The following is a 22,651-nucleotide window of genomic DNA, read 5'->3' as shown; positions in this document are numbered from 1 at the left end:
AAAGAGGAGAGACTGGTTATGCCAATCTCTCTTTATCTTTGGATTATAATGTTTTTTCCTTATCACGAACAACAAGTAAGTCAACTTTTGCATGACGCAAGATGTATTCAGATGAGGAACCGACCAATAAACGTTCAAAGGCATTGAGCCCAGTAGCACCGACCATGATGAGATCGACTTTTTGTTCATCTGGAATATCTGTTGCAAGTAAGGTTTTAGGGTTACCCATTTCAACAATTGTGACAACGTCTGTGACGCCAGTTTCTTTTGCTTTTTGGGCATACTCATCCATTAATTTTTTAGCATCTGCCTGTAATTCTTCATAAACTTCGGCATCGAATGTGGAAACACTTTGCAATGCACGTGTATCAATAACGTGAGCGATTGTGAGACGTGAATTATTTCTTAGTGCCACATTTACCCCTTTTTCAAAAGCAAGCTCAGCTTCGTGAGAACCATCAACAGCGACCATAATGTTTTGATATCTTTGTAGCATAGGGATACCTCCATTCTTTCTTTACTAATATTGTAACCCTTTACATGAAAAAAGTAAAGCATTTTCAGGCAGACTTTACAAGAACTTTTTTAGATTTTTTAGAAAAATTGCGTTATAATAAATTGACTCTTTTGAAATGAGGAAAAGTTCGATGAAAGAATTTAATAAATCGACAAAGTTAGAACATGTAGCTTATGATATTCGTGGTCCAGTCCTAGAAGAAGCCATGCGAATGCGTGCAAATGGTGAGAAGATCCTCCGTTTGAATACAGGAAATCCTGCCGAATTTGGTTTTACGGCACCAGATGAAGTGATTCATGATTTGATTATGAATGCACGGGATAGCGAGGGCTATTCAGACTCGAAAGGAATTTTTTCTGCTCGGAAAGCCATTATGCAGTATTGTCAGTTGAAGAATATTCCAAATGTCGATATTGAGGACGTTTATCTTGGTAATGGGGTTAGCGAGCTGATTGTTATGTCAATGCAGGGCTTGCTGGATAATGGGGACGAAGTTCTAGTGCCAATGCCTGATTATCCGCTCTGGACAGCTGCTGTTAGCTTAGCAGGAGGCAATGCGGTTCATTATCTTTGTGATGAGCAGGCGGATTGGTATCCAGATATAGAAGATATCAAATCAAAGATTACTTCTAATACAAAGGCTATTGTCGTTATCAATCCAAACAATCCGACCGGTGCCTTGTATCCTAAGGAAGTCCTAGAATATCTTGTTGAAATTGCACGACAAAATAACTTGATTATTTTTGCGGATGAGATTTATGACCGTTTAGTGATGGATGGTGAGAAACATACAGCGATTGCTAGTCTGGCACCGGATCTTTTCTGCGTCAGCATGAACGGTTTGTCTAAATCGCACCGTATCGCAGGTTTTCGCGTAGGCTGGATGGTGCTTTCAGGTCCAAAATCTCATGTGAAAGATTATATTGAAGGACTGAATATGCTGTCAAATATGCGTTTGTGCTCAAACGTCTTATCTCAGCATGTGGTCCAAACATCTCTTGGAGGTTATCAGTCAGTAGACGAATTGTTGCTTCCTGGTGGTCGCATTTATGAGCAACGGAATTTTATTTACAAGGCTATCAATGAAATTCCAGGTTTGTCTGCGACCAAACCTAAAGCAGGACTGTATATTTTTCCAAAAATTGATAGAGAAATGTATCAAGTGGATGATGACGAACAATTCGTGCTGGATTTCTTAAAGCAAGAAAAGATTTTGCTGGTGCACGGACGCGGATTTAATTGGAAAGACCCAGATCATTTCCGTATCGTTTATCTGCCACGTGTAGATGAATTAGCACAGATCCAAGAAAAGATGACGCGTTTCTTAAGGCAATATCGAAGATAATCATACAGGCAGCCGAAAGGTTGCCTTTTTGGTATTGGAAATGCGGATTGAGGAGTTTTGAAAAAGTTAATGAGACTTAATTGTGTTTCAATAAACAATTTTCAGATAATTGTTGAAGAATAAAGCGTTTTATGGTATAATCAATAAGATTATATGCGAGGTAAATTATGGCAAACTTATTAGCAAAAACACGAAAAATTACATCTATTTTGCGCCGTTCAGATGAGCGCTTACAGGAAGAATTGCCTTACAATGCTATTACTCAGCAGTTAGCTGAGATTATGGATTGCAATGCTTGTATTGTAAACAGCAAGGGGCGTCTTTTGGGGTATTTTATGCGCTACAAGACGAATAATGACCGGGTGGAAGCATTTTATCAAACAAAAATCTTCCCAGAAGAGTATGTTCGCACAGCGAATTTGATGTATGATACAGAAGCTAATCTTCCTGTCAATCATGCTTTATCTATTTTTCCAGTCGAAACCAAAGATGAATTTCCAGATGGCTTGACGACGATTTCGCCTATTCATGTATCAGGGATTCGCTTAGGAACATTGATTGTTTGGCGAAATGATAAAGAATTTGATGATGATGACTTGATCTTAGTTGAAATTGCAAGTACAGTAGTTGGGATTCAGCTACTCAACTTCCAACGAGAAGAAGATGAAAAAAATATTCGACGTCGAACAGCCGTAACCATGGCTGTAAATACGCTATCTTATTCAGAATTACGAGCTGTTTCAGCTATTTTAGGTGAACTAAATGGTAATGAAGGACAGTTGACAGCATCGGTCATTGCAGATCGTATTGGGATTACTCGCTCAGTGATTGTCAATGCTTTGCGTAAACTAGAGAGTGCAGGCATTATTGAGAGTCGTTCTTTAGGAATGAAAGGAACCTACCTTAAAGTCCTTATTCCCGATGTCTTTGAAGAGATTAAAAGGAGAGACTACTGATGACAAAAGCATTGATTTCGATTGATTATACGGTGGATTTTGTGGCAGATGATGGCAAGTTGACAGCTGGAGCTCCAGCTCAGGCAATTTCTGAAGCTATTGCCCAAGTGACCGAGGCAGCTTTTGAGCGAGGAGATTATATCTTTTTTGCAATTGATGCGCATGACGAAGGAGATACTTTCCACCCAGAAAGTAAACTCTTTCCACCACACAATATCAAAGGAACTAGTGGACGCAATCTTTATGGACCATTGGCTGACTTTTATGAAACCTATCAAGCGGACTCTCGAGTCTTTTGGATGGATAAGCGCCATTATTCTGCCTTTTCTGGCACAGATTTGGATATACGTCTGCGAGAAAGAAAAGTAGACACGGTGATTCTGACAGGAGTCTTGACGGATATTTGCGTCCTACATACGGCAATCGATGCCTACAATTTAGGGTATCAAATTGAGGTGGTAGAACCTGCGGTAGCTTCTCTTTCTGAAGAAAATCATAAATTTGCTCTCAATCACTTGCAAAATGTTTTAGGTTCGACTATAATAGATAACAATTTAAAAGTAAAAAAGCAGTAGAGTAGGCTTGCTGACTTGCACAGAAAGTGCTGAAAGCTGAGAGCAGCACCAAGAAAGCAAAATCCGAAGAACATACTGTCAATGATAAAATGGTTTTTTCTATGCTATTTATGACAAAAGATAATATTGTTTAAAACTATTATATTGTTGCGAATGATTTGTGTGAATCAAAGCACAAACGGCTGCTCACGTTACGAGCCAGAGGTTGCAATGCAACGAATAACAGTGGTACCACGGCTTTCGTCTGTTTTACAGGCGAAAGCCGTTTTTCCATCGTTCTTAATGCTTTAGAGTCTAGAGCTATGGACATAGATTTACGCAGTAAAGTCTATGTTCCTTATAATTCTTAGCACATAGAGGAGTGGATGCAGTTTTGTCCTTTGGACAAAATCTGTAACCCCAAATTGCTTAATGCTTTATAGCATTAGATCTATGGGCGTAGATTTCTATATGTAATTTGTGGTAAATTGGTGATTAAACTGAACATGAATTTAGAAAGAGGTAGAGAACATGAAAGAAGTTTTTATCGGAAACTACGGTTTAGAACAGGTTGGTCAGAAAATGACAGCGACCGGATGGGTTGCCAATATCCGAAATCATGGGAAATTAGCTTTTATAGAGCTAAGAGACCGAGAAGGACTACTTCAAGTTTTTGTCGCAGGCGATAGCCCAGCTTTTGCGGGAATTGATCATCTACATAAGGAAGATGTTATCTCTGTTACGGGAGAGGTTGTCAAACGAGAAAGTCGCTTTGTCAACAAAGCTATCAAGTCTGGACAGGTGGAGCTACGAGCGGAGGCTATTCAAATCCTTGCAAATAGTAAGTCTCTTCCCTTTGAACTCGATCAGCACGCCCATACAGGAGAAGACTTGCGACAGAAATATCGCTATCTAGATTTGCGTCGGAGTAAGATGACAGAGAACCTCAAACTTCGTCATCAAGTAACCAGCACAATTCGTGACTATTTAAACGGTAAGGATTTTATGGAAGTGGAGACTCCTTACTTGACAAAGTCTACACCGGAAGGAGCTAGAGATTTTTTGGTTCCCAGCCGAGTTTTTAAAAATCAATTTTATGCCTTGCCTCAAAGTCCGCAAATGCTGAAGCAACTCTTAATGGGAGCTGGTCTGGAGCGTTACTATCAAGTTGTTCGCTGCTTTCGGGATGAGGACCTACGAGGAGATCGTCAGCCTGAGTTTACTCAGGTTGATATGGAAATGAGTTTTGTTAGTGAGGAAGACATTCGCAGACTTGTTGAAGGCATGCTCAAAGCTGTTGTTAAGAAAACTCATGGTTTAGAGCTAACAGAAGCTTTTTCAACTATTAGCTATGAAGAGGCTATGAGCCGCTTCGGCTCTGATAAGCCAGATACGCGCTTTGGTTTAGAGCTGAATAGTTTGACGGATTTGTGCCAAGCAAATGAATCGCTTCTCATCAAGAAAGCCTTGGATAACCAAGAGGAAGTGATGGGTATCTGTGTTCCTAATGCTGCGAATGAATTCACTAAAAAGCAGCTTAGTCATTTCTATCAGGAAATGAAAGGATTTGGAGCTAGTAGGTTTGCAAGCGTTAAGGTGGAAGCTGGTGGGCTTCAAGGGGATTTGGCTTCGACTTTTGAAACAGAAGTAGCTGCCTTCATAGAGCGATTTAAAGCACAAGACGGTGATTTACTTTTGCTAGTTATTGCCAAGAAAAGACAAGCTCAAGAAGCTCTAGGGTACTTGCGTTTAGAAGTGGCAAAACATCTTGATTTGATTGACCAGAGCTTGCTGAACTTTCTCTGGGTTGTGGACTGGCCCCTGCTGGAGTGGAATGAGGACCAAAACCGCTATCAAGCCATGCACCATCCTTTCACACAGGGGATTTTTGAAGATGGGCAAGAGCCAGGTCAATTTCGCAGCCATGCCTACGACATTGTCTTGAATGGCTATGAAATTGGTGGAGGAAGCCTTCGTATTCACGACCGGAAAGCTCAGGAGGCCATGTTTGAGCTATTAGGCATGAGCCGAGAAGACTATGAGCGGGACTTTGGTTTCTTCCTGGAAGCCTTGGAATACGGCTTCCCACCGCACGGCGGCTTGGCTCTAGGCTTAGATCGTTTGGTTATGATTTTAGCTGGGGAAGAAAATATCCGCCAAGTCATCGCCTTTCCGAAGAATGGTACTGGCTTTGATCCGATGCTGGAAAGTCCAAGTTTGGTTGACCAAAGACAGCTGAAAGACCTGCATTTGGAATTGAAGAACTAAGCCTATTTGTGATAAAATAAGAAGACGATTATTTTTCAGTTATGCTGAAAAATAAAAGAAGAGAAAGGAAACAGAGATGAAAATTACTCAAGAGGAAGTAACGCATGTTGCTCACTTGTCAAAACTAGCTTTTTCACCTGAAGAAACAGCAGAATTTGCGACAACTTTGTCAAAAATTGTGGACATGGTGGAGTTGTTAAACGAAGTTGATACAACTGGTGTGCCTTTTACATCAAACGTGGCAGAAAATGTCAACTATATGCGTGAAGATGTACCAGTTGCAGGTTGGAATCAAGAAGAACTTTTCCAAAATGTACCTGAAAAAGAGCGGGGCTATATCAAGGTTCCTGCCATCCTAGATGACGGAGGAGATGCCTAATGACTTTAAACCAAAAAACAATTGAAGAATTGCATGATCTCCTTGTCAAAAAGGAACTTTCAGCAGTTGAGCTGACGAAAGCTACTCTGGAAGATATGAAAAGTCGAGAAAGTGCAGTTGATAGTTTTATTACGATTAGTGAAGAAGAAGCAGTGGCACAGGCAGCAGCAGTAGATGCAAAGGGAATTGATGCGGATAATCTCATGAGCGGCATTCCACTGGCTGTTAAGGACAATATTTCTACTAAGGGGATTCTAACGACAGCTGCCTCAAAAATTCTCTACAATTACAAGCCGATTTTCGATGCGACCAGTGTGGAGAAGCTCTACAGCAAGGACATGATTATCGTTGGTAAAACCAATATGGACGAATTTGCCATGGGTGGTTCTAGCGAAAACTCTTATTTTAAGACTACGAAAAATGCTTGGGACGCTACAAAAGTTCCAGGTGGTTCATCTGGTGGTTCAGCGACGGCAGTTGCTTCTGGTCAAGTTCGCCTGTCTCTAGGTTCTGATACCGGTGGTTCGATCCGTCAGCCAGCTTCCTTTAACGGAGTGGTTGGTCTCAAGCCAACTTATGGACGAGTTTCTCGTTTTGGTCTCATTGCTTTTGGTAGCTCGCTAGATCAGATTGGACCATTTTCTCGGACGGTCAAAGAAAATGCTCAGCTTTTGGGAGTGATTGCAGGCAATGACAAAAAAGACTCTACTTCTTCTCAACGAGCTGTTCCTGATTTCACTAGCAAGATTGGTCGAGAGATTAAAGGATTGAAAATCGCTCTTCCCAAAGAATACATGGGTGAGGGGATTGATGAAAAAGTCAAAGAACGCATTTTAGCGGCTGCTAAGCATTTGGAAAGTCTGGGAGCAATTGTTGAAGAAGTCAGCCTTCCGCACAGCAAGTACGGTGTTGCAGTCTACTATATCATCGCTTCTTCTGAAGCCAGTTCCAACTTGCAACGTTTTGACGGGATTCGCTACGGCTATCGGGCAGAAGAGATTGAAAACTTAGAGGATGTCTATGTCAAATCTCGCAGCCAAGGTTTTGGTGAGGAAGTCAAGCGCCGAATTATGCTAGGAACGTTCAGTTTATCGTCTGGTTATTATGATGCTTATTTCAAAAAGGCGGGTCAAGTTCGGACGCTCATTATGCAAGATTTTGCCAAGGTTTTTGAAAAATATGATTTGATCTTAGGTCCAACTGCACCGACGGTAGCTTATGACTTGGGCAGTCAAAACCAAGATCCGGTAGCCATGTATCTGGCCGACCTTTTGACCATTCCAGTCAATCTGGCTGGCTTGCCGGGCATTTCGATCCCAGCTGGCTTTGCAGACGGTCTTCCTGTTGGTCTGCAGCTGATTGGTAACCACTTTGATGAAGAAACGATTTACCAAGTCGCAGCTGCTTTTGAAGCAACGACAGATTACCACAAGCAAAAGCCAGTCATTTTTGGAGAATAAGAGATGGTTCGTATTTATCAGTCTAAACTTTATCATCAGCCAGCTTATCTTGATTTATTGATAAATATTGCTAACTCAGTTATAGGGGATAATGAGATACTTTATGTTGCACTTAAGGGGACGTTTAAAGAATTTCTCTTTTGTACAGATAAAAATGTTTACATAGTAAAGTAAGGGTATATGACAGGACATACATTTGGTAACGGTATATTTTCAATGCCATATAAAAATATTACAAATGCAGAAGTAAATTATGGTTTTCTAGGTAGTGGATATTTTGAAATTTCGGCTGGAGGCATGCAAAATACTAGAAAGAGTTATTGGTCTAATGATCCTGACAAAAGTGCCGCTAAACAACCTAATTCTATATCTATAGCATCTAAAGTTGTTGCAGACAGTTTTAATTATGCAAAAAACTTTATACTAGAAAAAGTGAATGAAACACATATGCCAGTAAATACAGTATCAACTATTTCTCCTGCTGATGAGATACTTAAATACAAAAAGTTATTAGATAAAGGTATTATCACAGATGAAGAATTTATTTTGAAAAAGAAAGAATTGTTAAGGCTATAAATATTTAGAAAGGATATTAAATGAACTTTGAAACGATTATTGGATTGGAAGTCCATGTTGAATTAAAAACAAATTCAAAAATTTTCTCACCAGCACCGGCTCATTTCGGGGAAGATCCAAATACCAACACCAATATCATTGACTGGTCTTTTCCAGGTGTCTTGCCAGTAATGAATAAGGGAGTTATTGATTACGGTATCAAGGCTGCTCTGGCGCTCAATATGGACATTCATCAAAAAATGCACTTTGACCGCAAGAATTATTTTTATCCAGATAATCCTAAAGCCTATCAAATTTCTCAATTTGATGAGCCCATTGGCTATAATGGCTGGATTGAAATCGAGCTAGAAGACGGCACGACTAAAAAAATTCGCATTGAGCGGGCTCATTTGGAAGAGGATGCTGGCAAGAATACCCATGGCAGTGACGGTTATTCTTATGTTGACCTTAACCGTCAAGGAGTGCCTTTGATCGAGATTGTCTCAGAAGCTGACATGCGCAGTCCAGAAGAAGCTTACGCTTACTTAACAGCGCTCAAAGAAATTATCCAATACACGGGTATTTCCGATGTCAAGATGGAGGAAGGCTCCATGCGGGTGGATGCAAATATTTCTATCCGACCTTATGGCCAAGAAGAATTTGGCACCAAGACAGAACTAAAAAATCTTAATTCCTTTAACTTTGTCCGCAAGGGCTTGGCTTTTGAGGAAAAACGCCAGGCTGAGATTTTGCGTAGCGGTGGACAGATTCGTCAAGAAACTCGCCGTTATGACGAAGCGACAGGTGAGACTCTTTTGATGAGAGTCAAGGAAGGTTCGGCAGATTATCGTTATTTTCCAGAGCCAGACCTGCCAATCTTTGAGATTGATGACAGCTGGATTGAGGCGGTGCGCTCAGATTTACCAGCTTTTCCAAAAGAACGTCGGGCTAAGTATAAAGCTGACTTCGGACTATCAGACTATGATGTCAAACAATTAACGGCAACGAAAAATCTCTCAGACTTCTTTGAAGCTGCAGTAGCAGCAGGCGGAGACGCAAAATCTGTGTCAAACTGGCTCCAAGGTGAGGTCGCTCAGTACCTCAATGCGGAAGGTGAAACCATTGAAGAAATCGGTTTGACACCAGTCAATTTGACTGAAATGTTGAGTTTGGTGGCAGACGGTACGATTTCCTCTAAAATTGCCAAAAAAGTCTTTGTTCATTTGGCGAAAAATGGTGGGTCAGCCAAGGAATACGTTGAAAAAGCTGGCTTGGTGCAAATTTCTGATCCAGCACAACTTCTGCCAATCATTCAAGAAGTCTTTGCCAACAATGAAAAAGCTCTCAATGACTACAAGGGCGGCAACAAAAATGCAGCCAAGTCCCTGATTGGTCAGCTCATGAAAGCTACCAAAGGTCAAGCCAATCCACAAGTAGCCCAAAAGCTGCTTAATGAGGAATTGGCGAAGTTGTAAAATCTAAAAAATCAGTCATTTCGGCTGATTTTTTGTGTTATAATCATACGATGAAAGGGAGAAGTGGAATGTCAAAGACAGCCAAAGGAACAATGTTAACATTAGTAGCAGGAGTTGCATGGGGATTGTCAGGTACGAGTGGGCAATACTTAATGGCGCATGGATTTCCCGTCTTAGTTTTAACGAATGTTCGACTTTTAATTGCGGGAGTTCTGTTGATATCGTATATGGTATTAACCAATCGCAAAAAATTATTTGAAATGCTAAAAGATCAGGAAGCGATGATGTCATTAGTGCTTTTTGCTTTATTAGGACTTTTGCTCAATCAATTTGCTTATTTAAAATCTATTTATGAAAGTAATGCAGGCACAGCTACTGTTCTGCAATATGTCTGTCCGGTTGGAATCCTTGCTTATACTTGCCTCAAAGATTGGGTTGCACCTACTATAACAGAAGTGTTGTCTATGATATTAGCTATTGGAGGTACTTTTTTGATTGCCACTCACGGTCAGTTCAATCATTTATCTGTAACGCCAGCAGGGCTTTTCTGGGGATTATTTGCTGCCTTCACTTACGCTTTATATATTTTAATTCCGATTAAGTTGATAAAAAGGTGGGGCAGCATTCCAGTGATTGGAGTGGGGATGACATTAGCAGGACTTGTTCTGATACCATTCAGTGGTATCCTGCATTTTCATTGGCGATTGTCAATGGAAGTGTATCTAGCTTTAGCTGGGATTATTTTAGTGGGGACAATCCTCGCCTATACACTGTTTCTCAAAGGAACCAGTTTAGTCGGACCTGTGAAATCTAGCCTGTTAGCGGCTGTTGAGCCCATATCGGCTGTATTTTTTGCCTTTCTCATTATGCATGAGCAATTTTATCTTGTAGACTTTGCTGGTATGTTTATGATTTTATCGGCGGTCTTCTTGATTTCTATAAAAGATTTGATATTAGAAAAAAGGAAAGGAATCTTATAAAAGGCAGAGCAAATCGCATTGCTCTGTCTTTCATTTTGAAAATAATTGCCAAAAGAAGTCGATAATGTATGTCAAACCGTAAGTATAGATGACAAGTGTGATGGGTTTGCACAAGACAATAATAATCATATATTTTTTAAAAGTCATTTTCGTAAGAGCAGCCAGCATACAGAGGAAGTCAGCTGGGCTGATAGGCCAAATCATCATAAAGATGAAAAAACGTTCAAAACGATTGTCCTCGTCCAGCCAACCGATATACTTGTCGTAGGTGTGTTTGCTGACGACCGATTGGACAAAAGCAGAACCGTAGGTACGCGCTAGGTAAAAAATAATAGCACAGCCGATGACGATACCGACATAATTATAAATGGTTCCAATGATATGACCATAAATAAAAACACCAGCAACCGAAGTCAAAGCTCCAGGAATAATAGGAACAACTGTCTGTAGGATTTGCAGGAAAATAAAAAGTGGTGGTCCCCAAAATCCAGCCTGCTTAATAAAGGCGGACAGGGTTTCTTTAGATTGTAAAATGCCAGTATAATAGGCCCAGATACAGAAAATTACTGTTCCAACTGCTCCAACAATAGAAGCCCAGTTGATAAATTTTTGTAAAAGAGGGGAGACGGCAGTCATTTTCTTACTCGTATTTGCCATAAGTTCCTCCGTGTTAAATTCTCTATTCTTACTATAACATTTTTAAACATTTTTTGGCAAATTGTACATAAAATCGATGAAAAGATCTAGGGTGCGAAAACCTTTTTTTTATGTTAAAATAGGTAGAAGTATAATGTTTGGAGAGAAATGTGGCGATTGAAAATTACATGCCTGATTTTGCAATTGAGGCAGTTTACGATTTGACAGTTGAAAGCTTAAAAAAACACGGCATCAAAGCAGTTTTGGTAGACCTAGATAATACCCTCATTGCGTGGAATAATCCAGATGGAACACCAGAAATGAAGCAGTGGCTTCACGATGTGCGAGATGCAGGGATTCGAATTATTGTGGTATCTAATAATACCAAAAAACGAGTGAAGCGAGCAGTTGAAAAATTTGGAATTGATTATGTTTGTTGGTCCATGAAACCATTCACTTGGGGGATTAATCGTGCGTTGAAAGAATTCCGTTTTGAGAAAAACGAAGTGGTCATGGTGGGCGATCAGCTTATGACGGATATTCGAGCTGCTCATAGAGCCGGAATTCGTTCGATTTTAGTCAAGCCGCTGGTTGAGCATGATTCAATAAAAACTCAGATTAATCGGGCGCGTGAGCGGAGAGTTTTGAAAAAAATCACTAAAAAATATGGAATGATTGAATACAAAAAAGGAATTTAAACATGGAAGACATTTTCTGTATTGGGTGTGGAGCACCGATTCAGACAAAATATAAGGACAAGTTAGGTTATACTCCTCAGTCTGCTTTGGAAAAGGGAACGGAGATTGGCGAACTGTACTGCCAGCGCTGTTTTCGTCTCCGTCACTACAACGAAATTACTGATGTGCAGCTGACAGACGATGATTTTCTTAGGCTTCTCCACGAAGTGGGTGACAGTAATGCTCTCGTAGTCAATGTAGTAGATATTTTTGATTTTAATGGTTCGGTCATTCCAGGTTTACCACGCTTTGTGGCTGGTAATGATGTGCTGTTAGTTGGGAATAAAAAAGATATTCTTCCCAAGTCTGTTAAGACTAGCAAAGTGACCCAATGGTTGACAGAGAGGGCTCACGAGGAAGGTCTGCGTCCTGTTGATGTGGTTCTGACTTCAGCTCAAAACAAGCAAGCTATTAAAGAACTAATTGAAAAGATTGAGCAATATCGGAAAGGCCGAGATGTCTATGTGGTCGGTGTAACTAATGTTGGTAAGTCAACGCTAATCAATGCTATTATTCAGGAAATCACTGGGGATAAGGACATTATCACCACTTCCCGTTTTCCTGGCACTACTTTGGATAAGATTGAGATTCCTCTGGTTGATGGTAGTCATATCTACGACACACCTGGAATTATCCACCGCCACCAAATGGCTCATTATTTATCTGCTAAAAATCTCAAATATGTCAGCCCGAAAAAGGAAATCAAGCCCAAAACTTATCAACTCAATCCTGAACAAACCCTCTTTTTAGGAGGCTTGGGACGCTTTGATTTTGTGTCGGGTAACAAACAAGGTTTTACTGCTTATTTTGACAATGAACTCCAATTGCACCGCACCAAACTTGCGGGAGCGGGAGAATTTTATGAAAAGCATGTTGGTTCTTTGCTAACACCGCCCTCTAAAAAAGAAGTGGCAGATTTTCCGCAGCTAGTCAAGCATGAGTTGAAAATTGAAACCAAAACAGATGTAGTCTTTTCAGGTTTGGGCTGGATTCGTGTGATAGGACCAGCACAGATTGCAGTTTGGGCGCCAGAGGAAGTAGCAGTGGTGACCCGCAAAGCCATTATCTAAGAAGAAATGGCTGTTAGAAAAATAAAGAGAAGACAAACGAAATAAGAAACAAAAGAGGAATCTATGTCATTAACATCCAAACAACGAGCTTTTTTAAATAGTCAAGCTCACAGTCTCAAACCCATTATTCAGATTGGCAAAAACGGCCTCAACGACCAGATTAAAACAAGTGTCCGTCAAGCTCTAGATGCTAGAGAATTGATTAAAGTGACTCTTCTGCAAAATACAGATGAGAACATTCATGAAGTAGCAGAAATTCTCGAAGAAGAAATCGGGGTGGACACTGTTCAAAAAATTGGTCGTATTTTGATTTTGTACAAGCAGTCTAGCAAAAAGGAAAAACGCAAAATTTCAGTAAAGGTAAAAGAAATTTAGAGGAAGTAGCCTATGGCAATTGAATTACTGACTCCTTTCACCAAGGTGAAGTTGGAACCAGAAGTAAAAGCAAAAAAAAGAAAGCAAGTTGGGATTTTAGGTGGAAACTTCAATCCAGTCCATAATGCTCATTTGGTCGTAGCTGATCAAGTTCGTCAGCAGCTATGTTTAGATCAGGTCTTGCTCATGCCTGAGTATGAGCCGCCCCATGTTGATAAGAAAACAACGATTGATGAGAAACACCGATTGAAAATGTTGGAGTTGGCAATTGAAGGCATCAAAGGTTTAGGAATTGAAACCATTGAACTTGAGAGAAAAGGTATTAGTTATACCTATGATACGATGAAGCTCTTGACAGAAAAACATCCAGATACAGATTATTATTTCATTATCGGAGCGGACATGGTAGATTATCTTCCTAAATGGTATCGGATTGATGAATTGGTTGATTTGGTTCAATTTGTCGGTGTTCAACGCCCTAGGTATAAAGCAGGAACGTCCTACCCAGTTATTTGGGTAGATGTGCCGCTCATGGATATTTCTTCTAATATGGTTCGGGACTTTCTGGCTCAAGGACGAACACCAAATTTTCTCTTACCTAAGCTAGTTTTAAACTATATCGAGAAAGAAGGTCTTTACAATAATGGGATATGAAAGCTACGTGGGAATTTCTCGTAATCAGCTTTTAGTCAAAATGCAGCAACTGTTACCAGAAAAACGTTTTAAACATTGTCTGGGAGTGGAACAAGCAGCGATTGACTTGGCAGAGCGTTTTGGTGTAGATGTGGAAAAAGCTGGTTTAGCAGGGCTACTTCATGATTATGCAAAAAAGCTTTCTGACGAAGAATTTCTGGCGTTGATTGATAAGTATGATCTGGATCCAAAGCTGAAAGATTGGGGAAATAATGTTTGGCATGGCATGGTCGGCATTTACAAAATTCAAGAAGATTTAGGATTGAGTGATCCAGAAATTCTACGAGCTATTGAGATTCATACCGTAGGTTCTGCCCAAATGTCCGATTTAGATAAGGTGGTCTACGTAGCAGACTATATTGAGCCTAATCGGAACTTTCCAGGAGTGGAGCGGGCGCGTGAGATTGCTCACGTTTCGCTCAACCAAGCTGTGGCTTATGAAACAGCGCGTACAGTGGAATATCTGGCTCATCAGGGCTTGCCGATCTATCCCCAAACTTTGGAGACCTATAATGCACATGTGTACTATTTGAAAGAGGATTAAATGAAAGAAAAAGAATTATTGGAAATTGTTGTAAAAGCAGCAGATGAAAAACGAGCGGAAGATATCACCGTACTAGATTTGCAGGGATTGACGACGATGACTGATTATTTTGTCATTGCTAGCTCTATGAATAGTCGTCAACTAGAAGCTATTGCAGAAAATATCCGTGAGAAAGTCACAGAAGTAGGGCTGTCAGCTAGTCATGTAGAAGGGGATGCTGCTGGAGGCTGGGTGCTTCTAGACTTAGGTGGTGTGGTCGTTCATATCTTTTCCGAGGAAATGCGGAGTCACTACAATCTTGAAAAACTCTGGTATGAAGCGGTCGGTATTGATGTAACACCATTACTTGAGAAACAAACCTTGTAATTAAAAATATTAATGAAGGGTTGAGGACGTTGTCCCAGCCCTTTTCAACGAGGAGAAAGGAAAGTACCTGTTTTTGGTACTGTTAGGTAAGATGACAACTTATGAAACGTTTGCATCAGTCTATGATGCTATCATGGATGACTCCCTTTATGATAAATGGACTAACTTTTCGCTCCGCCATTTTCCAAAAAATAAGAAAAAACTGCTAGAATTAGCTTGTGGAACAGGAATTCAATCCGTACGCTTTGCTAAAGTTGGCTTTTATGTGACCGGACTTGATTTGAGTGAGGATATGCTTGAAATCGCTCGTAAACGTGCCAAAGAAGCGGGTGAAGCTATTGAATTCAGACAGGGCAACATGCTTGATTTGTCGCAAGCAGGAAATTACGATTTGGTGACTTGTTACTCAGATTCTATCTGTTATATGGCTGATGAAGTTGAGGTTGGTGATGTCTTTAAACAAGTTTACGACTGTTTGAATGAGGACGGAGTATTCATCTTTGACGTGCACTCAACCTATCAGACAGATACTGTTTTTCCTGGTTATTCTTACCATGAAAATGCAGAAGAATTTGCCATGGTTTGGGATACCTATGCTGATGAGGCACCGCATTCTGTTGTGCACGAATTGACCTTCTTCTTGCAAGACGAAGACGGGCGCTTCACACGCTACGATGAAGTCCACGAAGAACGCACTTACGAAATTCTGACCTATGATATTTTACTGGAACAAGCTGGATTTAAAACTGTTAAGGTTTATGCAGATTTTGAAGACCAAGCACCGAAAAAGGAAAGCAAACGTTGGTTTTTTGTGTGTGAGAAGTAGGGGAACTTAAGTGTGTTTGATTTTTAATGGGAAGTGGTGCAAAAATGAGCTGTTTTCAAAAAGGTAATATAAATAGTGATTTGGAATCTGAAATTATTAATCTGATTGAACTTCATCAAGAGGGAGAATATTGGGATTTTAAGCGTCAATGGTATGATTCTAGTAAAGTTGTTGATCTTTTACATGATATTATATGTATGGCAAATAATTTAGCTAATCATGACGCTTATATTATTATTGGTGTAGATGATGAAAATTTTTCTTTATATGATGTAGCTGCAGATCGAAACCGGAGGAATACTCAAAAAATTGTTGATTTTTTGAAGGATAAAAAATTTGCAGGAGATATTCGACCAATTGTAACTGTAAAACAAGTTTTAATAAAATCGTTTATTTTAGATGTGATAATAATTCATAATAGTAGACAAACACCATTCTATCTGAAAGAAAAATTCCAAAGTTTAAAAGCTAATCACATTTATACAAGAATCCAAGACAGTAATACTCCAAAAGATAAGTCTGCAGATATAGATAAGGTTGAATATTTATGGAAAAAAAGATTTGGTCTTGTTCAAACGCCAAATGAAAAATTTGAAATTTATTTAAAAGATTCAAAAAATTGGATGAATATTTCAGATAATACTATGGAAATGTATTATAAAATTTTCCCAGAATATAGACTAATTTATGATTTTGATGAAAGTCGACATGGTTATGAATATTATCACTTTTTTCAATCAGATTCTACTCCTAGTTATTTAAAAATACAATTATATTATCATCAAACTTTACTAGCAGATTTTGTAGGTTTATCTTTAGATGGTGGAAGATATGATACTCCATGTCCAGAAACCGATGGTATAGCTTTCAATGCCATTAGGGGATGGGATGTTATGTTTAAATATATGGAAAAAGATTCATTAATTTTTAAGCTTAATGAATTCTTGTATTGTAAAGAATATACTGATGATGCAAGAATCTCTAGAAATAATTTTTTTGAAAGCATTTTGGTATTTAACTCAAAAGAAGAAAGATTAAATTTTAAGCGATTTGTTAAAAGAAATTGGAAAGAATGCAGAAAACATTACTCTAGTGAAATTCAAAGTATTGTTCCTACAGTTCCAAAATTAGGAAATGGCTATACTGATGGTGCATTTAAGCAGGAATGTGAGGACATATGTATACTTCAAAAAATGTTAAGTGAATATAGAAGAATAGATTATTAGTATAAATTTAGGAGCACTCCATGACTGTTACTGGTATTATTGCTGAATTTAATCCTTTTCATAATGGGCATAAGTATTTGCTGTCGCAGGCTGATGGTGTGAAGGTTGTTGCTATGTCGGGTAATTTTGTCCAACGTGGTGAGCCTGCGATTGTGGATAAGTGGACACGCGCGGAAATGGCTCTGCGAAATGGCGCTGATTTGGTGGTTGAATTGCCATTTTTGGTGGCTGTTCAGTCAGCGGATTACTTTGCACAAGGTGCGGTGGACATTTTAGAACGTCTAGGTATGGATAAGTTGGCTTTTGGGACGGAAGAAAATCTGGATTATCAGCACTTTTCACAGATTTATGGGGATAATCAACAGAATATGGTGGATTACTTGCAAAGTTTGCCAGCTGATTTGTCATATCCACAGAAAACGCAGGAAATGTGGAAAAAATTTGCTGGTGTGCACTTCACTGGTGATACGCCAAACCACATTTTAGGGCTGTCCTATGCTAAAGCTTGCGCGAATAAGGCTATCGAGCTTCTCCCAATCAAGCGTCAGGGAGCTGGTTATCATTCACAAGAAGAAAATTTAAAATACGCCTCTGCTACGGCTCTTAGAGAGCGTCTTAATTGTCCAGATTTTTTGGAGAAATTTACCCCGGCTCATGAACTGCTGATTCAGTCTCCCAAAGTGACCTGGTCAGCACTCTATCCTTTGCTGCGTTACCAGATTATCAGTCATCCCGATTTGACGAGTTTTTATCAGGTTAATCAAGAACTTGCGGTGCGCTTGCAGGAAGCAGTGAAAAGCAGTTATAGCGTAGAGGAGTTGGTCGAACAAGTCGCAACCAAGCGATATACGAAAGCACGAATCAGACGAATTCTGACTTATATTTTGGTCGGTGCAAGAAATGATCAGTTGCCTAGCGGTATTCATATCTTGGGCTTTACTCAAGCAGGTCGAGAACATCTTAAAAAGATGAAAGGGAAAACAGACTTCATCAGTCGCATCGGTCAAGAACCATGGGATTCCTTAACCCAGCGAGCTGATTGTATTTATCAGCTAGGGAACGCCCAACTAGAGGAGCAGAATTTTGGAAGAATCCCGATAATGATAGATTGATGCGAAAATTATTTTATAGAGCTAGACATTGTCAATAATTTGCTAGTGAAATTCAACCTGACTTGTGATATAATAAGAAAGATTGAAAAAGTGAAAATCTAAAGGAGAATATCCAATGGGACGTAAATGGGCCAATATTGTGGCAAAAAAGACTGCCAAAGATGGTGCAAACTCAAAAGTTTATGCTAAATTTGGTGTTGAAATCTATGTAGCAGCTAAAAAAGGAGAGCCAGATCCAGAATCGAACTCAGCTTTGAAATTTGTTATTGAACGTGCGAAACAAGCACAAGTGCCAAAGCATGTCATTGACAAAGCACTGGATAAGGCAAAAGGAAACACAGACGAAACCTTTACAGAGGGGCGTTATGAAGGGTTTGGACCAAATGGTTCTATGCTCATCGTTGATACACTAACTTCAAATGTCAACCGTACGGCAGCCAATGTTCGCTCTGCCTTTGGTAAAAACGGTGGAAATATGGGAGCAAGTGGCTCAGTTTCTTATATGTTTGATAATAAAGGTGTGATTGTGTTTGCAGGAGACGATGCAGATAGTGTCTTTGAACAACTGTTAGAAGCAGATGTAGACGTAGATGATGTAGAAGCAGAAGATGGAAGCATTACAGTTTATACAGCACCAACAGATTTGCACAAGGCCTTGACTGCTCTCCGTGAATCTGGTGTAGAAGAATTCCAAGTCACCGAATTGGAAATGATTCCGCAATCTGATGTGACCTTATCAGGTGAAGACTTAGAAACATTTGAAAAGTTGTATGCTGTTTTGGAAGATGACGAAGATGTCCAAAAAATTTATACAAATGTAGAAGGATTTTAATAGTGAAGAAAGAGGTGCTTAGATACTCTTCTGAGCTTAAAAAGCAAATGAAGAGTCCGACAGCTACTGCGTCAAGAGTTTTTTACTAATACAGATTGAGACTGAGATAATTTTGTCCCAGTCTCTTTTTTTGTTACTTACTAATCTCTCAGTGTTTTTTAAGAAATTTAGTTATAAGACCGTAACGTAAATATGTTGAGCTAGTATCTTCTTTACTTTGATAGAGTAGACATGAAGTTTGGTAGAAAAGGTGGCTAGCTAATAATATGTAGTTGAAGAGTGAGGTTGGTTTCCAAGACTGCTTGTTGTAGCTCAGCTTATTCTAAAAATTCAAATAAGGAGCGTAAAAAGCAGACAAACCAGTGATAAACTATAAGTTGAGAGAAGTAAACTATTGGTCGATTGAGTTTGTAAGAAAAGGTGCTACAATATAATTAGCAAATGGAGGGAGGAAAAATCTGATGAAAAAACAAACACTAGGTATGATGATTTCATCATTAAGGAAAGCAAAAGGGATGACACAATTAGAACTGGCTGAAAAGATGGGGGTCACTGATAAGGCTGTTTCAAAATGGGAAAGAGATTTATCCTATCCAGATATTAATACCATTCCTAAATTAGCAGACCTGTTTGATACATCGGTAGATGAGCTTATGCAAGGACAGACAGTGATGAAAGAAAACAAGAAAAATAGAAAATCTGATATTGTTGACACCGTGTTGAGAGGACTTGGAATAGCCATGGGGATTGTTGTAGTGGTTTTATCTGCTTTAGGAAAAGTGGACACTAAGGCTGCACTGACAATGCTTGGACTTGGTTTAGCCAGTCTTTCAATCTCCTCACTAAAGGATAAAAACGAATGAGAATAATTGTTAAAGGCGTTGGTGAAATAACTATCGCCTTTTCTGGTAAGTTTTCATATTCAGGTCATCTAGAGATTTTACATGGGGTTATATTACAATGGTAATAAGATTCTCGCAAGCGTCTGGGAACAGGGAAAAAGAGGAGGGGAAAATGGACGCTTTTAAGCATATCAATCCTAAGTTTTTAGTATGGTAAAGAATTATTCGGGTGCACAATTTGTCAAAGACCTTGTAGCTAGATTATCGTGGCAATTATTGCCTTACCATTGTCAATTTCTTTAGCGATTGCTTCGAGGGTCAATCCAGAGCAAGATGTTTATACAGCTGTTGTAGTTGGTTTTTTCATTCCCTTTTTTAGGTGGGAGTCGTGTTCAGATTGGTGAACTAATAGCTATTTTGTTGTTATCATTTATGGAATTATTGCGCAGTACGGTCTATCTGGTCTGACAGTAGCCACTTTCTTAGCTGGTCTAATGCTCATCGGCATGGGTTTGTTGTATTTTGATGATCTGATTAAATTTATTTCAAAGACCATCACTGTTGGCTTTACTCTTGGAATTGACGTTGGAATCATCGCTGGATAAATCAAGGATTTCTTTAGTCTGAACAAGGTAAAAATGTCTTAATTCTTCGTATGCGCAGTGTGTCTGCAATGGATATTTCAGGATTGGATGCTCTTGAAGAGATCCTTGGCAAATGTCAACGAACAACCTTACCATGTCATGGAAAAGCAAGCTTTATTGATAGAGTTGGTGCAGACAACTTTTGTGCTAATATTGATATCGCTTTAATGCGCGCAGCTAGTTTAGAAAAGTAATTGAGTGTTTCCACTATTCGTAAAATGTATCAATGTTTGGTAAAAATCTGATTTCGTTTAGCTCTACTTGATAAAGAAAATCTATCACTTGGATAAAAATCAAATAATAGTCAAGAAGAAAAATATTTGATATGATAGGATTTATCTTAATGAAAGAGGTTATGTAGGAATATGAAAAAAGTATTGAAATACTTTTCTTTAGTAGCTCTTGGACTTTTAACAGCAGGAATGTTAGCAGCGTGCTCTAATTCAAAGTCAGCTACTTCATCTGGGAAAACAGAAGTCAAAGTTGCAACGAATGCTTCACCAAAGCCATTTAACTATGAAGAAAATGGGAAACTAACCGGCTATGAGATTGAAGTTATTCGTGCCATTTTTAAAGGTTCTAATAAATATAAGGTCAAATTTGAAACGACAGAGTGGTCTGGTATTTTCGCTGGTCTAGATAGCGATCGCTACCAAATGGCAGTGAACAATATCAGCTATACAAAAGAACGTGCAGGGAAGTATTTGTATGCAGCTCCGACTGCTAAAAATCCAAATGTCTTAGTAGTGAAAAAATCTGATAAAACTATTCAATCATTGGATGATATTGGTGGTAAGAAAACAGAAGTAGTGCAAGGGACAACGACTGCCGCACAATTAGAAAAATACAATCAAGCCCATGCTAACAATCCAACAAAAATTAGCTATACAAAAGCGGATTTTCAACAAATTATGAACCATTTAAATGATGGAAAGTTTGATTATAAGATTTTTGATAAAATCGGTGTTGAAACAGTTATTAAAAATCAAAAACTGGATAACCTAAAAGTGATTGATTTACCAAGCAATCAACAACCTTATGTTTATCCACTTTTAGCAAAGGGGCAAAATGAATTGAAAACATTTGTCAATAAGCGCATTCAAGACTTGTACAAAGATGGGACTCTGGAAAAATTATCTCAAAAATTCTTTGGTGGTAGTTACTTGCCAGCAGAAGCAGATGTGAAATAAGAAACTTAAAACCAGTTAGATGTTAAATGTCAGCTGGTTTTTTAATAAATTTAGTTATAGCTTAAAACTATAACCCTTGTTATGAAATAACAATTTGTCAATCAGATAAATATGTGCGATACTATTTTCATAAGATTTTTAAAGGAGAATGAAAATGAAATTGAAAAAATGGTTTGGAATAACAGCTCTAGCAGCGACAGCAGTAATTGGTTTAGCAGCTTGTGGTTCGGGAAATAAAAATACTGATGCCAAGACAGTTAAAATTGGTGTGATGACAAAAAGTGATTCGGAAGAAAAACGTTGGGACAAGATTCAAGAGTTGTTGAAAAAAGATAACATCAAGTTGCAATTTACAGAATTTACGGATTACTCTCAGCCGAATAAAGCAGTTGCTGATGGTGAAGTGGATATCAATGCTTTCCAACACTACTATTTTTTGAACAACTGGAATAAGGAAAACAAGCAAAACTTAGTCGCAGCAGCTGAAACTTATATTGCCCCAATTCGCCTCTATTCTGGTACAAAAAATGGGAAAAATAAATATACGAAGGTAAGTCAAATTCCAAATGGTGCAGAAATCGCAGTTCCAAATGATGCAACAAATGAAAGTCGAGCACTCAATCTATTGCAATCTGCAGGTCTGATTAAATTAGACAAATCTGGGAATGAATTGGCAACTGTGGCAAATATCAAAGAAAATCCAAAGAAATTGAAAATTACAGAATTGGATGCCAGTCAAACAGCACGTTCATTGACATCTGTAGATGCAGCTGTTGTCAATAATACTTTTGTTACTGAAGCAAAAATTGATTTTAAAAAAGCTCTGTTTGTTGAACCAAAAGATAAAAACTCAAAACAATGGTTTAATATCATTGCAGCTAAAAAAGATTGGGAAAAATCTCCAAAAGCAGATGCCATTAAGAAAATTATCAAAGCCTATCATACAGATGAAGTCAAAAAAGTAGTTGACGAAACATCAGATGGTCTAGATCAACCAGTTTGGTAAGATTCACCCTATTTATCTGTATTTCAGTTTGACAAAACTCAGTTGGAATTGCCGACTGAGTTT

The 22,651-nt window shown here is 38.9% G+C and carries 26 protein-coding genes and 1 pseudogene; 25 read left to right on the top strand and 2 right to left on the bottom strand.

Features of this window, described 5'->3' with window-relative positions:
• Positions 1 to 43: 43 nt before the first annotated feature.
• Complete coding sequence (locus SCSC_RS07320) at positions 44 to 496, bottom strand: universal stress protein (RefSeq protein WP_003070511.1); 453 nt, start codon at positions 494 to 496, stop codon at positions 44 to 46.
• Between the two features lie 151 nt (positions 497 to 647).
• On the opposite strand from SCSC_RS07320, the gene SCSC_RS07315 reads away from it, so the two are divergent.
• From SCSC_RS07315 to SCSC_RS07270, 10 genes are all read left to right on the top strand, one after another.
• Entirely contained in the window at positions 648 to 1,862 is a 1,215-nt protein-coding gene (locus SCSC_RS07315) for a pyridoxal phosphate-dependent aminotransferase (RefSeq protein WP_003070510.1), read from the top strand.
• A 167-nt stretch (positions 1,863 to 2,029) separates the two neighbouring features.
• Positions 2,030 to 2,818 (top strand): GTP-sensing pleiotropic transcriptional regulator CodY, encoded by a 789-nt coding sequence (codY, locus tag SCSC_RS07310; protein ID WP_003070508.1) that lies wholly within the window; start codon positions 2,030 to 2,032, stop codon positions 2,816 to 2,818.
• Positions 2,818 to 3,393: a cysteine hydrolase family protein gene (locus SCSC_RS07305; RefSeq protein ID WP_003031209.1), complete on the top strand. Its 576-nt coding sequence runs from the start codon at positions 2,818 to 2,820 to the stop codon at positions 3,391 to 3,393. Before codY ends, SCSC_RS07305 begins: the two co-directional genes overlap by 1 nt.
• 510 nt (positions 3,394 to 3,903) lie before the next feature.
• A complete protein-coding gene (gene aspS, locus SCSC_RS07300) occupies positions 3,904 to 5,640 on the top strand; it encodes an aspartate--tRNA ligase (protein ID WP_006270235.1) in 1,737 nt (578 codons plus the stop codon).
• 76 nt (positions 5,641 to 5,716) lie between these two features.
• Positions 5,717 to 6,019: an Asp-tRNA(Asn)/Glu-tRNA(Gln) amidotransferase subunit GatC gene (gene gatC, locus SCSC_RS07295; protein WP_006270292.1), complete on the top strand. Its 303-nt coding sequence runs from the start codon at positions 5,717 to 5,719 to the stop codon at positions 6,017 to 6,019.
• Positions 6,019 to 7,479 carry an Asp-tRNA(Asn)/Glu-tRNA(Gln) amidotransferase subunit GatA gene (gatA, locus tag SCSC_RS07290; RefSeq protein ID WP_006270265.1) on the top strand — a complete coding sequence of 487 codons (1,461 nt, stop codon included), beginning with the start codon at positions 6,019 to 6,021 and terminating at the stop codon, positions 7,477 to 7,479. Before gatC ends, gatA begins: the two co-directional genes overlap by 1 nt.
• A 3-nt stretch (positions 7,480 to 7,482) precedes the next feature.
• Complete coding sequence (locus tag SCSC_RS07285) at positions 7,483 to 7,653, top strand: hypothetical protein (RefSeq protein ID WP_006270305.1); 171 nt, start codon at positions 7,483 to 7,485, stop codon at positions 7,651 to 7,653.
• Positions 7,654 to 7,659: 6 nt separating this feature from the next.
• Positions 7,660 to 8,055: an SHOCT domain-containing protein gene (locus SCSC_RS07280; RefSeq protein ID WP_022524642.1), complete on the top strand. Its 396-nt coding sequence runs from the start codon at positions 7,660 to 7,662 to the stop codon at positions 8,053 to 8,055.
• 20 nt (positions 8,056 to 8,075) lie between these two features.
• Entirely contained in the window at positions 8,076 to 9,509 is a 1,434-nt protein-coding gene (gene gatB / locus SCSC_RS07275) for an Asp-tRNA(Asn)/Glu-tRNA(Gln) amidotransferase subunit GatB (protein ID WP_006270289.1), read from the top strand.
• 68 nt (positions 9,510 to 9,577) lie between these two features.
• Complete coding sequence (locus SCSC_RS07270) at positions 9,578 to 10,489, top strand: DMT family transporter (protein WP_006270219.1); 912 nt, start codon at positions 9,578 to 9,580, stop codon at positions 10,487 to 10,489.
• A gap of 30 nt (positions 10,490 to 10,519) precedes the next feature.
• Here the strand turns inward: SCSC_RS07270 and SCSC_RS07265 are convergent, their stop codons facing one another.
• Positions 10,520 to 11,146 (bottom strand): TVP38/TMEM64 family protein, encoded by a 627-nt coding sequence (locus SCSC_RS07265; RefSeq protein ID WP_006270264.1) that lies wholly within the window; start codon positions 11,144 to 11,146, stop codon positions 10,520 to 10,522.
• Positions 11,147 to 11,295: 149 nt separating this feature from the next.
• Here SCSC_RS07265 and SCSC_RS07260 point away from each other — a divergent pair, with 149 nt between their 5' ends.
• From SCSC_RS07260 to SCSC_RS07190, 15 genes and pseudogenes are all read left to right on the top strand, one after another.
• Complete coding sequence (locus SCSC_RS07260) at positions 11,296 to 11,823, top strand: YqeG family HAD IIIA-type phosphatase (protein WP_006270212.1); 528 nt, start codon at positions 11,296 to 11,298, stop codon at positions 11,821 to 11,823.
• A gap of 2 nt (positions 11,824 to 11,825) precedes the next feature.
• The gene (yqeH, locus tag SCSC_RS07255) at positions 11,826 to 12,932 is read left to right on the top strand and encodes a ribosome biogenesis GTPase YqeH (RefSeq protein WP_006270304.1); all 1,107 of its coding nucleotides are present in this window, start codon (positions 11,826 to 11,828) and stop codon (positions 12,930 to 12,932) included.
• 63 nt (positions 12,933 to 12,995) lie between these two features.
• Complete coding sequence (gene yhbY / locus SCSC_RS07250; protein ID WP_006270302.1) at positions 12,996 to 13,307, top strand: ribosome assembly RNA-binding protein YhbY; 312 nt, start codon at positions 12,996 to 12,998, stop codon at positions 13,305 to 13,307.
• A gap of 12 nt (positions 13,308 to 13,319) precedes the next feature.
• Positions 13,320 to 13,961 carry a nicotinate-nucleotide adenylyltransferase gene (locus SCSC_RS07245; RefSeq protein ID WP_006270255.1) on the top strand — a complete coding sequence of 214 codons (642 nt, stop codon included), beginning with the start codon at positions 13,320 to 13,322 and terminating at the stop codon, positions 13,959 to 13,961.
• The gene (gene yqeK / locus SCSC_RS07240) at positions 13,951 to 14,544 is read left to right on the top strand and encodes a bis(5'-nucleosyl)-tetraphosphatase (symmetrical) YqeK (RefSeq protein WP_006270303.1); all 594 of its coding nucleotides are present in this window, start codon (positions 13,951 to 13,953) and stop codon (positions 14,542 to 14,544) included. Before SCSC_RS07245 ends, yqeK begins: the two co-directional genes overlap by 11 nt.
• Positions 14,545 to 14,910: a ribosome silencing factor gene (rsfS, locus tag SCSC_RS07235; RefSeq protein ID WP_003070487.1), complete on the top strand. Its 366-nt coding sequence runs from the start codon at positions 14,545 to 14,547 to the stop codon at positions 14,908 to 14,910.
• A gap of 91 nt (positions 14,911 to 15,001) precedes the next feature.
• Positions 15,002 to 15,736 carry a class I SAM-dependent DNA methyltransferase gene (locus tag SCSC_RS07230; RefSeq protein ID WP_037565933.1) on the top strand — a complete coding sequence of 245 codons (735 nt, stop codon included), beginning with the start codon at positions 15,002 to 15,004 and terminating at the stop codon, positions 15,734 to 15,736.
• A 26-nt stretch (positions 15,737 to 15,762) separates the two neighbouring features.
• Positions 15,763 to 16,962, top strand: a complete 1,200-nt coding sequence (locus tag SCSC_RS07225) for an ATP-binding protein (protein WP_006270260.1) — start codon at positions 15,763 to 15,765, stop codon at positions 16,960 to 16,962.
• Between the two features lie 20 nt (positions 16,963 to 16,982).
• Positions 16,983 to 18,074 (top strand): nucleotidyltransferase, encoded by a 1,092-nt coding sequence (locus SCSC_RS07220; RefSeq protein WP_006270266.1) that lies wholly within the window; start codon positions 16,983 to 16,985, stop codon positions 18,072 to 18,074.
• Positions 18,075 to 18,189: 115 nt separating this feature from the next.
• The gene (locus tag SCSC_RS07215) at positions 18,190 to 18,906 is read left to right on the top strand and encodes a YebC/PmpR family DNA-binding transcriptional regulator (protein ID WP_003026093.1); all 717 of its coding nucleotides are present in this window, start codon (positions 18,190 to 18,192) and stop codon (positions 18,904 to 18,906) included.
• Positions 18,907 to 19,367: 461 nt separating this feature from the next.
• Positions 19,368 to 19,769 (top strand): helix-turn-helix domain-containing protein, encoded by a 402-nt coding sequence (locus SCSC_RS07210; protein WP_006270306.1) that lies wholly within the window; start codon positions 19,368 to 19,370, stop codon positions 19,767 to 19,769.
• Positions 19,770 to 20,014: 245 nt separating this feature from the next.
• Positions 20,015 to 20,353: pseudogene (locus SCSC_RS07205) on the top strand (SulP family inorganic anion transporter).
• Positions 20,354 to 20,421: 68 nt separating this feature from the next.
• On the top strand, positions 20,422 to 20,586 hold the full coding sequence (locus SCSC_RS07200) for a hypothetical protein (protein WP_170237880.1): 165 nt from the start codon (positions 20,422 to 20,424) through the stop codon (positions 20,584 to 20,586).
• A 171-nt stretch (positions 20,587 to 20,757) separates the two neighbouring features.
• Positions 20,758 to 21,582 (top strand): amino acid ABC transporter substrate-binding protein, encoded by an 825-nt coding sequence (locus SCSC_RS07195; RefSeq protein WP_006270307.1) that lies wholly within the window; start codon positions 20,758 to 20,760, stop codon positions 21,580 to 21,582.
• 154 nt (positions 21,583 to 21,736) lie between these two features.
• A complete protein-coding gene (locus tag SCSC_RS07190) occupies positions 21,737 to 22,588 on the top strand; it encodes a MetQ/NlpA family ABC transporter substrate-binding protein (protein ID WP_006270215.1) in 852 nt (283 codons plus the stop codon).
• Positions 22,589 to 22,651: the final 63 nt, after the last annotated feature.

It is taken from the genome of Streptococcus constellatus subsp. constellatus (assembly GCF_023167545.1).
Classification (GTDB): domain Bacteria; phylum Bacillota; class Bacilli; order Lactobacillales; family Streptococcaceae; genus Streptococcus; species Streptococcus constellatus.
This window is presented reverse-complemented; position numbering and strand designations above follow the sequence as displayed.

Bases quoted from the DNA above. Each gene is read 5' to 3' on its own strand.
- SCSC_RS07285 (WP_006270305.1), top strand. From the start codon at position 7,483: ATGGTTCGTATTTATCAGTCTAAACTTTATCATCAGCCAGCTTATCTT.
- SCSC_RS07315 (WP_003070510.1), top strand. From the start codon at position 648: ATGAAAGAATTTAATAAATCGACAAAGTTAGAACATGTAGCTTATGAT.
- SCSC_RS07200 (WP_170237880.1), top strand. From the start codon at position 20,422: ATGGATATTTCAGGATTGGATGCTCTTGAAGAGATCCTTGGCAAATGT.
- codY (WP_003070508.1), top strand. From the start codon at position 2,030: ATGGCAAACTTATTAGCAAAAACACGAAAAATTACATCTATTTTGCGC.
- SCSC_RS07265 (WP_006270264.1), bottom strand. From the start codon at position 11,146: ATGGCAAATACGAGTAAGAAAATGACTGCCGTCTCCCCTCTTTTACAA.
- SCSC_RS07210 (WP_006270306.1), top strand. From the start codon at position 19,368: ATGAAAAAACAAACACTAGGTATGATGATTTCATCATTAAGGAAAGCA.
- aspS (WP_006270235.1), top strand. From the start codon at position 3,904: ATGAAAGAAGTTTTTATCGGAAACTACGGTTTAGAACAGGTTGGTCAG.
- gatB (WP_006270289.1), top strand. From the start codon at position 8,076: ATGAACTTTGAAACGATTATTGGATTGGAAGTCCATGTTGAATTAAAA.
- SCSC_RS07220 (WP_006270266.1), top strand. From the start codon at position 16,983: ATGACTGTTACTGGTATTATTGCTGAATTTAATCCTTTTCATAATGGG.
- SCSC_RS07190 (WP_006270215.1), top strand. From the start codon at position 21,737: ATGAAATTGAAAAAATGGTTTGGAATAACAGCTCTAGCAGCGACAGCA.
- yqeH (WP_006270304.1), top strand. From the start codon at position 11,826: ATGGAAGACATTTTCTGTATTGGGTGTGGAGCACCGATTCAGACAAAA.
- yhbY (WP_006270302.1), top strand. From the start codon at position 12,996: ATGTCATTAACATCCAAACAACGAGCTTTTTTAAATAGTCAAGCTCAC.
- gatA (WP_006270265.1), top strand. From the start codon at position 6,019: ATGACTTTAAACCAAAAAACAATTGAAGAATTGCATGATCTCCTTGTC.
- rsfS (WP_003070487.1), top strand. From the start codon at position 14,545: ATGAAAGAAAAAGAATTATTGGAAATTGTTGTAAAAGCAGCAGATGAA.
- SCSC_RS07225 (WP_006270260.1), top strand. From the start codon at position 15,763: ATGGGAAGTGGTGCAAAAATGAGCTGTTTTCAAAAAGGTAATATAAAT.
- SCSC_RS07320 (WP_003070511.1), bottom strand. From the start codon at position 496: ATGCTACAAAGATATCAAAACATTATGGTCGCTGTTGATGGTTCTCAC.
- yqeK (WP_006270303.1), top strand. From the start codon at position 13,951: ATGGGATATGAAAGCTACGTGGGAATTTCTCGTAATCAGCTTTTAGTC.
- SCSC_RS07270 (WP_006270219.1), top strand. From the start codon at position 9,578: ATGTCAAAGACAGCCAAAGGAACAATGTTAACATTAGTAGCAGGAGTT.
- SCSC_RS07215 (WP_003026093.1), top strand. From the start codon at position 18,190: ATGGGACGTAAATGGGCCAATATTGTGGCAAAAAAGACTGCCAAAGAT.
- SCSC_RS07280 (WP_022524642.1), top strand. From the start codon at position 7,660: ATGACAGGACATACATTTGGTAACGGTATATTTTCAATGCCATATAAA.
- SCSC_RS07195 (WP_006270307.1), top strand. From the start codon at position 20,758: ATGAAAAAAGTATTGAAATACTTTTCTTTAGTAGCTCTTGGACTTTTA.
- SCSC_RS07230 (WP_037565933.1), top strand. From the start codon at position 15,002: ATGACAACTTATGAAACGTTTGCATCAGTCTATGATGCTATCATGGAT.
- SCSC_RS07305 (WP_003031209.1), top strand. From the start codon at position 2,818: ATGACAAAAGCATTGATTTCGATTGATTATACGGTGGATTTTGTGGCA.
- SCSC_RS07245 (WP_006270255.1), top strand. From the start codon at position 13,320: ATGGCAATTGAATTACTGACTCCTTTCACCAAGGTGAAGTTGGAACCA.
- gatC (WP_006270292.1), top strand. From the start codon at position 5,717: ATGAAAATTACTCAAGAGGAAGTAACGCATGTTGCTCACTTGTCAAAA.